Annotated in this window: 14 protein-coding genes; 7 read left to right on the forward strand and 7 right to left on the reverse strand. The window is 42.1% G+C overall.

Annotation, left to right across the window (positions count from 1 at the left end; translation table 11 throughout):
- Positions 1-141: 141 nt before the first annotated feature.
- The 5 genes from DP116_RS07445 to DP116_RS07465 form a co-directional block, all read right to left on the reverse strand.
- Positions 142-1,110: an FTR1 family iron permease gene (locus tag DP116_RS07445; RefSeq protein ID WP_169154574.1), complete on the reverse strand. Its 969-nt coding sequence runs from the start codon at positions 1,108-1,110 to the stop codon at positions 142-144.
- An 83-nt stretch (positions 1,111-1,193) separates the two neighbouring features.
- A complete protein-coding gene (locus DP116_RS07450) occupies positions 1,194-1,631 on the reverse strand; it encodes a ferritin-like domain-containing protein (protein ID WP_169154588.1) in 438 nt (145 codons plus the stop codon).
- A gap of 362 nt (positions 1,632-1,993) precedes the next feature.
- Positions 1,994-3,037: a ComEA family DNA-binding protein gene (locus DP116_RS07455; RefSeq protein ID WP_169154575.1), complete on the reverse strand. Its 1,044-nt coding sequence runs from the start codon at positions 3,035-3,037 to the stop codon at positions 1,994-1,996.
- Between the two features lie 608 nt (positions 3,038-3,645).
- Entirely contained in the window at positions 3,646-4,818 is a 1,173-nt protein-coding gene (locus DP116_RS07460; RefSeq protein WP_169154576.1) for a baeRF7 domain-containing protein, read from the reverse strand.
- A 211-nt stretch (positions 4,819-5,029) separates the two neighbouring features.
- Positions 5,030-5,701, reverse strand: a complete 672-nt coding sequence (locus tag DP116_RS07465; RefSeq protein ID WP_169154577.1) for a DUF1361 domain-containing protein — start codon at positions 5,699-5,701, stop codon at positions 5,030-5,032.
- Positions 5,702-6,075: 374 nt separating this feature from the next.
- Here DP116_RS07465 and DP116_RS07470 point away from each other — a divergent pair, with 374 nt between their 5' ends.
- Positions 6,076-7,116 (forward strand): aldo/keto reductase, encoded by a 1,041-nt coding sequence (locus DP116_RS07470; protein ID WP_169154578.1) that lies wholly within the window; start codon positions 6,076-6,078, stop codon positions 7,114-7,116.
- A gap of 20 nt (positions 7,117-7,136) precedes the next feature.
- Positions 7,137-7,739, forward strand: a complete 603-nt coding sequence (locus tag DP116_RS07475; RefSeq protein ID WP_169154579.1) for a TetR family transcriptional regulator — start codon at positions 7,137-7,139, stop codon at positions 7,737-7,739.
- A gap of 60 nt (positions 7,740-7,799) precedes the next feature.
- Here DP116_RS07475 and DP116_RS07480 read toward each other — a convergent pair whose 3' ends face one another.
- Complete coding sequence (locus DP116_RS07480) at positions 7,800-8,276, reverse strand: hypothetical protein (protein WP_169154580.1); 477 nt, start codon at positions 8,274-8,276, stop codon at positions 7,800-7,802.
- A gap of 353 nt (positions 8,277-8,629) precedes the next feature.
- On the opposite strand from DP116_RS07480, the gene DP116_RS07485 reads away from it, so the two are divergent.
- From DP116_RS07485 to DP116_RS07500, 4 genes are all read left to right on the forward strand, one after another.
- Positions 8,630-9,703 (forward strand): metal ABC transporter substrate-binding protein, encoded by a 1,074-nt coding sequence (locus tag DP116_RS07485; protein WP_169154581.1) that lies wholly within the window; start codon positions 8,630-8,632, stop codon positions 9,701-9,703.
- Between the two features lie 88 nt (positions 9,704-9,791).
- Positions 9,792-10,628: a metal ABC transporter ATP-binding protein gene (locus DP116_RS07490; protein WP_169154582.1), complete on the forward strand. Its 837-nt coding sequence runs from the start codon at positions 9,792-9,794 to the stop codon at positions 10,626-10,628.
- Positions 10,629-10,643: 15 nt separating this feature from the next.
- A complete protein-coding gene (locus DP116_RS07495) occupies positions 10,644-11,498 on the forward strand; it encodes a metal ABC transporter permease (protein ID WP_169154583.1) in 855 nt (284 codons plus the stop codon).
- 94 nt (positions 11,499-11,592) lie between these two features.
- Entirely contained in the window at positions 11,593-12,444 is an 852-nt protein-coding gene (locus DP116_RS07500) for a class I SAM-dependent methyltransferase (protein WP_246275527.1), read from the forward strand.
- Between the two features lie 175 nt (positions 12,445-12,619).
- Here the strand turns inward: DP116_RS07500 and DP116_RS07505 are convergent, their stop codons facing one another.
- On the reverse strand, positions 12,620-12,796 hold the full coding sequence (locus DP116_RS07505; protein ID WP_169154584.1) for a hypothetical protein: 177 nt from the start codon (positions 12,794-12,796) through the stop codon (positions 12,620-12,622).
- A 56-nt stretch (positions 12,797-12,852) separates the two neighbouring features.
- Here DP116_RS07505 and DP116_RS07510 point away from each other — a divergent pair, with 56 nt between their 5' ends.
- The gene (locus DP116_RS07510; protein WP_169154585.1) at positions 12,853-13,584 is read left to right on the forward strand and encodes an RNA-guided endonuclease InsQ/TnpB family protein; all 732 of its coding nucleotides are present in this window, start codon (positions 12,853-12,855) and stop codon (positions 13,582-13,584) included.
- Positions 13,585-13,624: the final 40 nt, after the last annotated feature.

The following is a 13,624-nucleotide window of genomic DNA, read 5'->3' on the forward strand; positions in this document are numbered from 1 at the left end:
TTGCAATGCGATAGCTTCGCTCTTGGACACAAATCTTAGTCATTGGGAATTGGTGATTGGTAATTTGGCTTGTAATGAGCGTTTAAGCGCTCACTACGAACCCTTCGGCTACGCTCAGGGTAAACCCTTTATCCATTTTGGCTAATCCTTTAGAGAACCCATCGATTTCTGTGCAGCTGACTGCTTTTTAGGACGACCACTTCCTGTACCAATGATACTACGCAAATACAAACCACCAACTGTTACTAAAAATAGGACATATCCCACTGCTTGCACAACATAGAGATATTGCTTGTAACCAAACAAGGCATTAAGAATAACGCCAGGGAACTTTTCATCAGGCAAGATGTTGGAAGTATTCCAAACCATTGGACCTAAGATACAAGAGCGAATTCTCGTGAACCGTTCGTAATAAAAACAAAGACCTTCCGAGGCGCGATTACTAAGAGCAAGGGTAGCAAAACCTTCGTCAAACTTCTGCAAAGCTGTCACCACTAAGCCCGCCACAATCAACACCAAGAAAACACCCATGACTTGGAAAAATTGGCGGATGTTAATTTTAACACCCCATCGAAATAACAACACACCGATTAATGCTGCGACTGCAATACCAGCAACAGCGCCAAAACCAGGAACAAGCCCCTGTTGAATGTTAGCAGCAACGAACAGAACCGTTTCAAAACCTTCGCGTACAACGGCAATAAATACTAAACTGAAAACACCCCAACCAGCAACCTTATTCTGCTTTAAAGCATCTGTTACTGCTCCTTCAACTTGAGCCTTCATAAATCTGGCTTGTTTGGTCATCCAGATAAGCATCCAGCTGAGCATAACGATCGCTAACACGCTGAACACACCTTCCATCATTGGTTCAACCACGGTTGAGTATTGGGGATTAATTGCACTGAGTGCTTGAACCGCAAGAGTGAAAAGAAAACCTATGAGTGCGCTGACAATAATGCCAACGCCGACACCAGCATAAACCCAAGAGTTAAGACGAGATTGTTTAGCTTTTTTTAGCAAAGCTAGTACAATGCCAACTACGAGAGCAGCTTCTACTCCTTCTCGGAGTGTAATCACAAAAGTGGGTAAGGCAGCACTAAAGTTCATTATTTGTCCTTCTTTATTTTGTCTCGGTGCTTAGTCATTAGTCATGAGTAGAAATGAAATGACTAATAACTAATAACTAATAACTATTCAGTGAAATCGCGTAACATCTTTTTCAGTTCAATATTATGCATCTCTTCCTCACCAATCATATTACGAGCAAATTGTTCAAGATAAATACTAGAATTGGTTACTGTTTCCAGCAGATTTTTATACAGTCTCAATGCTTTTTCTTCATGGGCTAAACTTTCCGCTAAGATATCCTTGACTGAATCTTTATCAGTTTCATCTGCTGGTAAAATTTGCAAACTAGGACGACCTTCTAACCCTGTGAGAATTTCTCCCACTTTTTGGGCATGAAGTAGAGACTCGCTCGCCTGCTCTTTCAAAAAATCTACAATCGTAATGCGGTAAGGACCAGTTACCATCAAAGAATATTGAGTATAACGCACGACTCCTGATAGCTCACACTCTATAATTTCGTTCAGCAGATTGATTGTTTGTTTCTGGTCAAGCTCTTGCATCATGTTAGTGATTATAGTGATACGTAGAAGTTTCTTGAGTGATGAGTGATAAGTTATTCATTAATTGACAAGTCAAAAGTTAAAGCTCTCGCAATTTGGCTAATGGTCATACCTTGCACCGAGCCTGTGAGCTAAAGTTCCGGCTAAAAACTCAAGCCCATTGAAATGGGCTAGAATATGTGCTTAGTAAGCTTTCGCTTACTTGCTCGCTAATGAGCGGAAATAAATTTCACGAGCGTTGAAAATGCTGATGCAAGATATGGCTTAACCCAATTCTTAACTCATAACTCTTTGTTCACTGTGCACTCATTTTAAATTCTCGCCCGAGAGTAAAATCCCAGGCAAGTACCACTACAAACAATTCAAAATACTATTGCGCTTGCTTGAGTGCTGGAACTATCTGTTATTTTTTGAGAATTTTCCTCAATGGTTTTTACCAGCTTGGTAACATCCCCAGGGGTTTTGACTGGTTTAGCTGGTGCAATAGCAGAGGGCCAAACTTTTATCAGTTCAGCCATACTGGTTTCAATTGCTTTATGTTCTTGGGGATGGTCTTTAGCCACTTTGCTAGAAATACCTTTATATAAGTCATCAGCGTAGTTGACAAAGCCACGGGAATCTTGATACTCAATTTCTGCAGAAATTTTACCATCTGCAATTGCCGCACCATATTCTGAGTTAGCTGCATCTAGCAATCCGTTAATGACTTGTAGCGCGAATCTAGGTTGCGATCGCTGATCTGCTGGTAAAGCTGTCACAGCGCCATCAACTGCTTGCATCGAAGAGGTAAAATCAGTTTTGACCTTGGGACTTTTGGGATTGGCTTTGACGAAATCTTGTAAACTCACCAAAGATGTCTTAAATTCTTTAACTTTGCGCTCATTTAATTGGTCTTCTACATCAACATAAATCTCTTCAACTGGATGACCGATATGAGGTTCTGCCTTTTTGGGCTGATTTTGATCCAACAGTTCTTTTGCTACCAAAAGGTGTCCTTTCATGAGTCCCAGTTTGGTCATATAGTCCACATCTTTTGGTTCCCCAGTTAGAACGACTTCCTGAGTCGTAACCTGATCCTTAATTTGGTTGAATTGCTCCTGAGTAATCACTTTTTTAGAAACTAAGTCCTCAGGACTGCTGTAGGGACGACTTGCCTGAATTTTATTTGATAATGCCGGAACACCAAGCTGTCCCTCAAATTTATCCAATTCCGACAAGATCGCATTGTTGATGTTGATTTTCTTTTTGCTGCTGTGTCCGCTATGACTCACTGCTTCAGTAGCCTGGGGACTGGAGTTAGCAGCTGGTGCTGTTGGATTTTCTGCGGTTTGTGTACCGTTACAGGAAGTCAGAGCGAAGATGATTGCACTAGCAATAGTTAGGCAGATGTAACGAAATTTTCTCATTTTTGCTCCTAAAAGTGTTTAAAAGGTAATCATTAAAACATTCAAATTAGTACATCACGGAGAAAACACTCTCACCGTTAAAAAGACACAAAAAGCTTTGCAATCTAGCATTTGAGCCTACCCAGCAGGAAAACTGAACACAAAGCGCATACGTGCTCAGCCTGACAGAGCGTGCTGCTTTTGGCATAGCTTTTGTACGAGTGTCAATCAATGAATTTGACAGTGGATCTTAGATTTTGCTATGATACTTTCTCACAAATGATATGATTTTTCAACTACTTGCTAATGTTTTGATTATGATTTAAGATAAATTGTCAGTATATTTGAATATGTAAAAAATACGGTGTAACAGCAACTCTGTGTAAAGTTGTGCTTAATTGAAATACACCGCGCTTATAGGGGGACTGTTATAGCTCTACCATGTTGTGGATGCAAGTGAAAATCGCTGTAGTGCTAGCAAGTAGTCTAGTCTCTGGTGGTGTGCAAATTCAATAATGAACAATGAACAATCAAAACTAATAATTGATAATTGTTTTAATACGTGACAGCTTAATATTTCTAATTGGCGTTGTATATAGCTTGTTATACTTTATACAACGGCAACGACATCAATAACGGTAAATTGCTGCAACAGGTGTGCTAAAGGGTACTTGTTCTGCCTCAACGGCGTAGACTGTACCACCGTTTAACAAGGTATGAGCTGCAGCGAAATCCAACAAATCCTCATCACCAGTTTCTTCTTCTTGGTGCAAATAAACAGTTTCTGAGGTAGGGTCAAACAGTCCCCATTGCTGCTGACTGGTAGCAACCAACAATGAATCAATTCTTTGATAATAGGCTGCTGGAATAATTTCTTTGAGTTCATTGGATGCTTTGCCAGTATTACCACCAAACAATTCGTTAAATCGCTCTACAACTTCTTGCTGTGATTTATGGTAGTGTGGCTCAACAATGGGCCAAGCTCGTTCGTGTAGTTCTTGTGCGCTGAGAATCTCTTGATTCCCAGTGATACCTTCTTCAATTAAATGTTGGTAAGTATTTGCCTCTGTGTAAAGGGGCATCAAGTATTCCACCCCAGCCAGTAGCAAAGGCGCTGTTTGCTCTCGCAGTTTCTCTTCTAGGGCGTGATTAACAACCTGAAAGAATTGTAAGATGTCTTTCTGGTGTTGATCTCTATCGGGACTACCTTGCCCGTGAAACGATCCTGGTTGTACAGAAGCATTAGCAGTTCCCCCTTTGGATGTAGCAATGCGGAATTGACCTTGTTGAGCAGTGTCATCATAGTTGAGCGCCTCATCCAGACTTTTAGGCATATTTTCCACCTTTAGCTCTTTGATGCTATAGCGTGTTCCCTCGAAGAAACGAACATCTTTTTGACTGAGAGCTAACAGGTAGAAACGCCCATCTCCATTTAATATCCGCAGTAGTGGCTTAATATGAAATCGGTCTGTCACTACAACCAACTCGTCAAATGTCAGAGGTAGAGTATAGTAGCGAAAAATATCTCTAGAAATAAAAACTGCTAGTCCTTGGTCTACGTTTTGTTCCCAGAAATTTGAATCATCCAGTTGATCAGATTTTGCTAGCAATTCAATGACATCGTTCTGCTCAAGACCTGCATCAATTAAACGTGCCTCAGCCTCTTTGATTAAATTCTTAAAGCGAATTGAGTTTTGTCGAACTTCTGGCCCAGCTAACTGCGTAGGCATATAAATAGAAACAGAATTTTGTCTTGGCTGTTCTAGAAGTGTTTTGATTTCCTCTCTAGAAATTAATGTCATGCCATATTCCTCGTATTAACGTGAGTGGACATCCAAACAACACCGTTGATATATTCAACGGTTCTATGGGACTTTGCCCCCAATTATTTGAGCTTGATTTATTTCACGTCAAGAAAAGTTACGTTTCATCTTTCCTATGGCAGGAAATTTGGATACAATTTCTGTTCCCGTAGAGTGTAGGAATAAGAAAAATTCAAAAATTATTGATTAGTTATCCAACATTAGGCGTGTTTGAGTTCATATGTTTTGAGTTGTTAGTTAAGTTTTTTCCCCTTTGCGAAAAAAAACCCAAAGTCACTCGTTTCATAATCCAATGTAAAGCGACAAGTATGCCAAAGGTAATAGCAATAATCACCAGAGGCTGTTTACCAAGAATATCCTCTATACCTCTAGTTAGCAAAGCGTCAGGTTGAGTCACAAAATCCCAGCTGTTAAAACGTAAGAAACGTCCCCAATAAACACCAACAGCACAGAGAGCATGGGTAATTAACTCAACCCACAAAATCCATTTGCTCTTACCAATGCGATGTAAGTAATAACCTAAATTAATTAAAGATATAACGTAAGCTTCAAATCCAGCTAAAATAACCAATACATACAACGGGATCAGTATGAGGGTTATTATCCATACAGACTGAATTGTACGAATATCATCTATAAGATGAATGATATCAGTCAGCAGGTAAGGTGCATTCGGTAGAAAACTATAGAAAACAATAAATCCCAACCACCAAACCCAAGACCGCCCGCGCCCATTGCGAAACAACCAAACACTCAAAGCCAAAGGTATAAAAGCTAGAAATAAGTTCCAAGTCATCCAATTTATATTGATGCGCAGGACTTGCATGACTTTGGCTATCAATTCAGTGAGTTCCGCTTTCATAGCTGTTTCCTTGAAGACGTGTAAATGATTCCGATTTCTCCGTATAGTTATAAGCTAGCTGATTGACTATCAAAACTGCATCAGGTAGGAAAAATGACTACTGAGGAAATGGTCAATCAAGCGGGCTAAGCCACTAGTATAGCCAATGCGTAAATCAGAACCACTTTACCATGAACAAGTTTCTCATCTGGAATGGTGCGCTTGTGCTGGCTATGATTATAGATTTCATCTTGCCCTAATACAGTTTCATAAATTCTTGTCAACTGTCTAGAGAAATACCTATGTTCATTGGTCTGTTACTAACCAATGACAAATAATTAATTATGTTATTTGTCATGGTACTCTGGGAAAGTAAGACATACAAAGAGGTCTACATGGAACGGAGAGCTTTAGGACATCAAGGGCTTGAAGTATCAGCGATTGGTTTAGGATGCATGGGGATGTCAGAGTTCTATGGTCCTCGTGACGACCAAGAGAGCATAGCCACCATTAGGCAAGCAATCGATATGGGTGTCAATCTCATCGACACTGCGGATTTTTATGGAGTTGGACACAATGAGGAATTGGTCCGTCGGGCAATTGAAGGACGGCGAGAGCAGGTTGTTTTGTCAGTAAAGTTTGGTGCACTACGTTCATATGATGGTGGTTGGATTGGTTTTGATGGGCGTCCTGTCGCAATCCAAAATGCAATAGCCCATAGTCTGCGCCGTCTCAATGTCGATTACATTGACCTTTATTTTCCGTCCCGTGTCGATCCAAACGTCCCCATTGAAGAAACTGTTGGCGCTTTAGCCGAGTTGGTGAAACAGGGTAAAGTGAAATACATTGGACTTTCTGAAGCTGCACCGCAAACCCTACGCCGCGCTCATGCGATTCATCCGATTTCAGCCGTCCAAATTGAGTACTCCCTTTGGAGTCGGGAAATCGAAAAGGAACTGTTACCAACGTTGCGAGAACTAGGGATTGGTCTTGTAGGATATAGTCCGTTGTCCCGTGGTTTGTTATCAGGTAAGATAGATGAGACTTCTCTCCAACAATCGGGAGATACACGCAGCAGGATGCCTCGCTATCAAGGGGATAATTTGACACACAATCTTGGCTTGGTCGAAAAACTCAAGGCGATCGCTACTTCCAAAAACTGCACTCCAGCACAACTGGCGATCGCCTGGGTAATAGCTCAAGGCAATGATCTTGTCTCAATTGTCGGTACCAAGCGCCGGAAATATCTGGAAGAAAATCTCGGTGCGGTGAGCAGTGCGTTGGGCGGGTTCCCCGACTTGAAGCAACTGCGAACCCGAAGGGCTGCGATAACTCTGACAAAAGGTGACCTAGAGGAACTGGAACATTCATTTCCAGTTAATGTCGTAGCTGGTGAACGTTATCCAGAAGCCATGATGGCTTATGTCTATGCATAATTCAACAAGGGGTTATAGAAGTGCCCGAACCATCAAACACTTCTGAACAAACGCGAGAGGTTATCCTGATGACAGCAGAACAACAACTGCGGCGTCACGGGTTATCTAAGATGACTGTCGTCGATATCGCACGTGCAGCTGGGATGTCTCATTCCAATGTCTATCGATTCTTTCCAACCAAGGCAGCAATCTTTGATGGAATTACACAACGTTGGTTATCCCAAGCAGAAAAGCATCTAGCACTCGTTGTTGCACGAGAAGTCTCAGCGGCTCTTAAGTTAGAAGATTTTGTGATTGAACTGCATCGTGTAAAGCGCCAGAAGTTTTTGACAGATCCAGAGATTTTCGCGACCTATTATGCTGTTGCCAAGGAATGCAATGATGTCGTTCAAAAGCATTTAACTTACATTCACAGTCTTCTTTTTCAGATTATCAATGAGGGTATTCAATCGGGAGAATTTCAAGTTACTGATGCCGAAGCAGCTGCATCTGTAGTACGTAGCGCTACCTTACGTTTCCATCACCCCGTCCTTGTGATCGAAGATAGGGAACGAGACGTTGAGAATGAAGCCCGTGCTGTGATGCGCCTTCTCATCGCAGGTCTTAAAACTAGAGTTTTGTAAATTTAGCTATAGTCTAACGATTTACAGTAGCACTTGCGTGCTACTGCAAACCCATTTACCTCATTTTGATTCGCTACAGTACTTGTTCACCTCAGACGCCAGCGCATCAGACTGTTTAGCAGCATCTGCGGCTGCTGTCAGAGCTGTATCGATGTCTCCTCTTGCCTTTTGAATTTTGACCCTACCCTCTGATGAGGCTTGAGCTGTCTTAGCTGAACCAAGAGCCTTACCTGCTGTAGCAATTGATTGACTGAAAGTCTCAAACACCTTGACAAAACTGCTCTGAAATTGTTGAAGCTTGGGGTCTTTTAAATTTAGCTCCTTAATTTCTTTGGTCACAGCTTCCAAATCCTTGGATAGTTGCAAGCTGGTTGTCACCTGCTGACCTTTATTTTTATCAATCAGGTCACTTCCTTTGTTAATGAGGCTAACCAGTCGCTCACATTGGGAGGCTTTGCTCTCACTGCACGCAGTCACTAACAAAGCGATACTCAAGCTAATAGGAATAATAACGGTATATCTACGCCAAACAGCCATTAACACCTTACCACCAATAAAACCGAAACAATAGTAACTTAATCATTCAGTCATTTTTGCTGATATTTGGATAATTGCCTGATCTTAAGTGTACGTAAGCAAAGTGCAGGTCTACCTGGTTACACCTTTGTGACATCAAAACGGATGCAGTATCAACCTGTAGTTACTGTTATGTAAAGCTCTTTTTAGTCCGAGTCACTCCAAGCTGCCGTGTATACACTTAGAGCAAAGTCTTTCAATTATAAGTAATTAAATATACTATAAACTTTTGTCATATCCCCAGGTAGGGGATTGCATTTTGATGTAGAAAAACTCTCTATTAAAGATAGAGAAATTGCTAAGATTGACTGCCAATGAAAAAAATTTCTGCAATGGTGTTGGCACTGAGCTTTTCAGTGGTCGCTTGCAGTACACCAGGGAATCAAACAGTATCTCCTACTCCAGAAGCAACAGCAACTCCTGCTCAGGCTAGAGACCAAAAAGCTCAAAATAAGCTTTTAGTTGTCACTACTGTAGCACCTTTAACTAACATTATCAGTAATATTGCAGGAGAGCGCGTTCAAGTCACAGGCATTATTCCTGAAGGTACAGACTCACACACCTTTGAGCCTCGTCCTTCGGATGCTGATTTGCTCTCCAAAGCTAAGTTAATCATCGTCAATGGGTTGCACTTGGAAAGCCCGACAGAAAAACTGGCAAAAGCTTCTAAGCCTAAAGAAACTAATATTTACGAACTTGGCGATAACACTATCACCCAAAGTCAGTGGATTTACGACTTCAGCTTTCCCAAAGAAAAGGGCGATCCCAATCCCCACCTGTGGGTGAATCCCAAATATGCTGAAGCCTACGCCAAATTAGCTGCCCAACAGTTAACTCAGTTAGATCCGGCTGGTAAAGATTACTACGCTACCAATCTGAAAAACTACTTGCAACGCCTGGATGCACTAGATAAAGCAAATCGTGCAGTTGTGGAGAGTATACCAGCTAAAAATCGCAAACTTTTGACCTACCACGATTCTTGGGCGTATTGGGCAAGAGAGTACGGCTTTCAAGTCATTGGTGCGATTCAACCATCAGATTTTAAAGAGCCTTCTGCCCAAGACGTGGCAAAGCTAATTACTCAAATTCGTCAAGTTGGCGTTCCTGCCATTTTTGGTTCAGAAGTCTATCCTAGCAAGGTACAAGAGCAGATTGCCCGAGAAGCGAAGGTGAAAACAGCCAATACTGCTGATGATGAGTTACCTGGCAAGGGGTCAGCTAATGCAATGGAAAACACCAACCCTGAACATACATACATTGGGATGATGGTTAACAATATGCGGATTATTGCTGAAAATCTAGGCGGAAATCCTGAGCTAGTGAAAAATGTCAATACTGCCAATGTAGTTGGACCAACAGCGAACGAGACAAAAACTTCTCAAAAATAAATAAAAACCAAAGATAAGCCTTAAAGACTGGACTTATCATTTAGTCTTAACAATGCATTGCGCCTGCTGCCAAGGTTATTTATTGTTAATGGAACAACCACTACTAGAAGTTAAAAATTTAACTTGCGGCTATCAAAACAAACCTGTGTTTACACAGGTAAATCTGTCCTTGTATCGTGGTCAACTTTCTGGTTTGGTTGGACCATCAGGAAGCGGTAAAAGCACCTTGATGAAGGCAATTTTGGGGTTAATTCATCCTTGGGCTGGAGAAATTTGGTTTCGGGGGAAACGTTTGCAGCCAGGGACATCACCGCCACGAGTGGGTTATGTGCCTCAAGTCGAAACGGTAGACTGGAACTTTCCTGTCACAGCTGAAGAAGTGGTGATGATGGGGCGATATCAGAAGCAGAGAATGTTACCTTGGGCTTCAAGAGGCGATCGCACTGCAGCTAGAGAACTCCTAAACCGCGTAGGAGTTGCTCATATCGCCCGCCAACCCATCGGTGAATTATCTGGGGGACAACAGCAGCGGGTTTTTCTCGCCCGTGCGCTGGTGGGAGAACCAGAAATCGTATTATTAGATGAACCGACTAGCAGTTCGGACTTGCAGGTTCAGCACGAACTCTTACATTTATTAGCGGATTTGAATCAGCAAGGTTTGACGATTCTACTATCCACTCACGACCTGAACTCAGTCGCCACACATCTACCTTGGGTTGTGTGTTTCAACCACGGATTGATTTGTCAAGGACAACCGCTTGATATCTTTACTCCTGCTAACCTTGAGCGCACCTTTGGTGCCCAAATGGTTGTCTTCCACCAAGAAGACCGCATTTTGATTGCTAGCGGGGGAACTTCGTTGCGCCATCAAATGCAACGCAACTTGCCTCCAAGCCTACTTCAAGGTAAATCGAAGTCTGCGTGATTTCAACATATTTGTATGAATTTTATACTCGAACCCTTCCGCTATGAGTTTTTTAGCCGTGCCATTTTAGTTGGCATGATGGCAGGTTTGTTATGTGGCATGATGGGTGTTTATATTACAACTCGCCGGATGAGCTACATTGCCCACGGTTTATCTCATGCTATTTTGGGTGGAGCCGTATTAAGCTATGTTTTGGGACTTAATTTCTACATTGGCTCTGGAATATGGGGATTTGGTTCTGCTGTTTTGATCCAATATTTGACAGGACGCAAAATCTACTCAGATGCGGCAATTGGTATTGTCACAACTGCGAGTTTTGCTTTAGGAGTAGCTGTTATCAGCAGCTACCGGAAGTTTAGCCAAAATTTTGAAGCCGCCTTGTTTGGTAATGTGCTGGGAGTTTCTCCAACAGATTTATGGGTTGTGACAGGCGTAACCGTTGTTTTGCTGAGCTTAGTTTTCTGTTTTTATCGCCCTTTATTATTTTGGTGTTTCGACAGAGAAGTTGCTCAGGTTCACGGTGTTCCTGTGTTTGCAATGGATACATTGTTTGCTTTGATGCTGGCGACAATGCTTGTAGCAACGCTTAATGTGTTAGGCGTAACACTGATTATTTCGGCGGTGGTGATTCCTGCTTCAATAGCACGGTTGTTGAGTAACCATTTTGGTTACATGATGATTTTTTCTGGTTTTTTGGGAGCTGCGATCGCCTTTATCGGTATTTACCTAAGCTACTACTTCGATATTGCTTCTGGAGCCAGTGTTGTGCTGCTCTCAACCATGATATTTGCTTGCGTGTTGCTTTGGAGGAGCTTGCAATATCGTCGCAAACGCTATTTAGCACCCCTCGCCTCACAACACTACGAGTAAAACTTTTTGGCGCAGGGGGAGCCAGCAGCCTAGTTAACCATCAGGTAACAAAGGATCTGTATGATAAAGCGAGTCTTGTATCGGACACAATATCATGTTTGAAGAATTACAATCTGTTGAAGCTGCTCAGACAACGGCAATGACGCAAAATGATCGTTATACACTTGCTACTGGAGAGTTGGGCGCATATCGACTTTCAATCCTCAATATAATCCACAGACCTTATACTGAGTTCCTATTTCGACGAGTTGGACTTGAGCAAGGAATGGCAGTAGCTGATATTGGCTGCGGTACTGGAAATGTATCTAACTGGGTGGCTCAACAAGTTGGTTCTAGTGGCTCAGTTGTTGGTGTGGACTTGAGCGCGGAGCAAGTAGAACAAGCGCGACGCAATGCAAAAACTCTTAGTTTAAGTAATGTAACATTTGGTCTTGGTAGCGCCTACGATACTGGATTGCCTCAAGACTCCTTTGATCTAGTTTACTGTCGCTTCTTGCTAATGCATCTAACCCGTCCTATTGATGCACTTCTCCAAATGCGATCACTTCTTAAACCTGGGGGACTGCTTGTGTGTGAAGAAGCAGACTTTAGTACTGCTTTTTGTGAACCTTCTAACCCAGCCTACAACCGCTGTTTTGAGCTTTTCCTTGCTCTCTCACATGCAAGAGGTCAGCACTTTAGTATGGGAATTATGCTCCACCGGATTTTCCAAGATAGTGGATTCGTAGCTCCAGAAATTTCTTTGGCGCAAGCTGTCGTAGTGCGTGGAGAGACTAAGCGTCTAGTGGATTTGTCACTACTCGAGGCAAATGACGCTTTGATTGAAGCTGGATTGACGACACAAGAAGAGATTAACCAGAAGATTGCCCAAATCAAAGCGTTAGCCGCTGACGAAACAACAGCGTTTGGCATCCCTCGTGTAACACAGGTATGGGCGCGAAAATAATGGATTCGCAAAAACCGAGGTGTGCAAGCAACTGGTTGTACACTCTCAGTTTTTGCGAATCAGTAATCAGATTGCCTCAGATCAGGTTTCGGACTGCACCTCATTTCAGGTTTTCCAAGCCCATCCTGACTTATAAAGACGTGCGACTAAGTAACTAAATCATTCAACAATTCGCTCATTTATCAATATTTCTCTCCCATTCTTCTACCCATTGTTCTAGCTTTTCTCTCAATAACGACTGCCATCCAGGTATAGCCTTAATTCTTTCTCTTAAGCCAGATCTTACCTTTACCTGAAAAGGAATCTTATCTAAAGCTTCATCTCCTTGTGGTTTAAATTTAGGAAAAGGCATAACACATTTGACAGTATAACTGGTATACTAGCAGTATAACAAAGCAGGCAGGCGTCATGTATTCACTAAAGCTGGAGTTGAAACTGAATAATCAGGAAAAGTCTAAGCTAGCTGGATGTGCTGGCTTTGCTCGTTTTGTTTACAACTTTGGGTTGTCAATGCTTACTAGTTCTTGGGATTTTGAGGGAATTAAAGCAGGTGATTCTAAGCGTTTAACAGCGATTGAAAAGGTTTTTACTAATTACGTAAAAACCAATGCTGATTATACTTGGATGAAACAATATCCATCGGCAATCTATTCTTCTGCGCTTCGTAATTTAGCAAAAGCTGTTGAGCGTTGGCGCAAAGGAGATTCTGGGTTTCCTCAGATGAAATCTAAAAGGCGTGGAGACAGTTTCACGGTTCTTAAAAAAGCAGGAATTTATCCAGCCAAAGGTGAGTCAATGCTGCCTTTTACGAATAAGCAAGTATTGCAGCCGGGAAAGAGAATCACGATACCAGGATTGGGAGAGTTCCGACTTAAGCGACCAATACCGTTTCTATGTTCTAGTCAATCTTTCACTATTTCCAGAACAGCTAATAAATGGTACGTCAGTTTTAGCTTGGATGTTGAAAAAGTCCCTCCTTTGTTTCACTCAGTTGAATCAGTCGGTATAGATTTAGGCGTTAAAACTTTTGCAACCTTGTCTGACGGTTCTACAATAGTTGCACCAAGTAGCCTCAAAAAAGCGAAAACCAAGCTGAATAAGTTACAGTGGCGCAATCGTAGAAAACGTGCGATTCGTTGATTGCTGAATCACGGTAACCAGTCCGTACATAAGCAATCCA

Origin of the sequence: Brasilonema bromeliae SPC951 (genome assembly GCF_012912135.1) — a bacterium.
In the GTDB taxonomy this organism is placed as follows: Bacteria; Cyanobacteriota; Cyanobacteriia; order Cyanobacteriales; family Nostocaceae; genus Brasilonema; species Brasilonema bromeliae.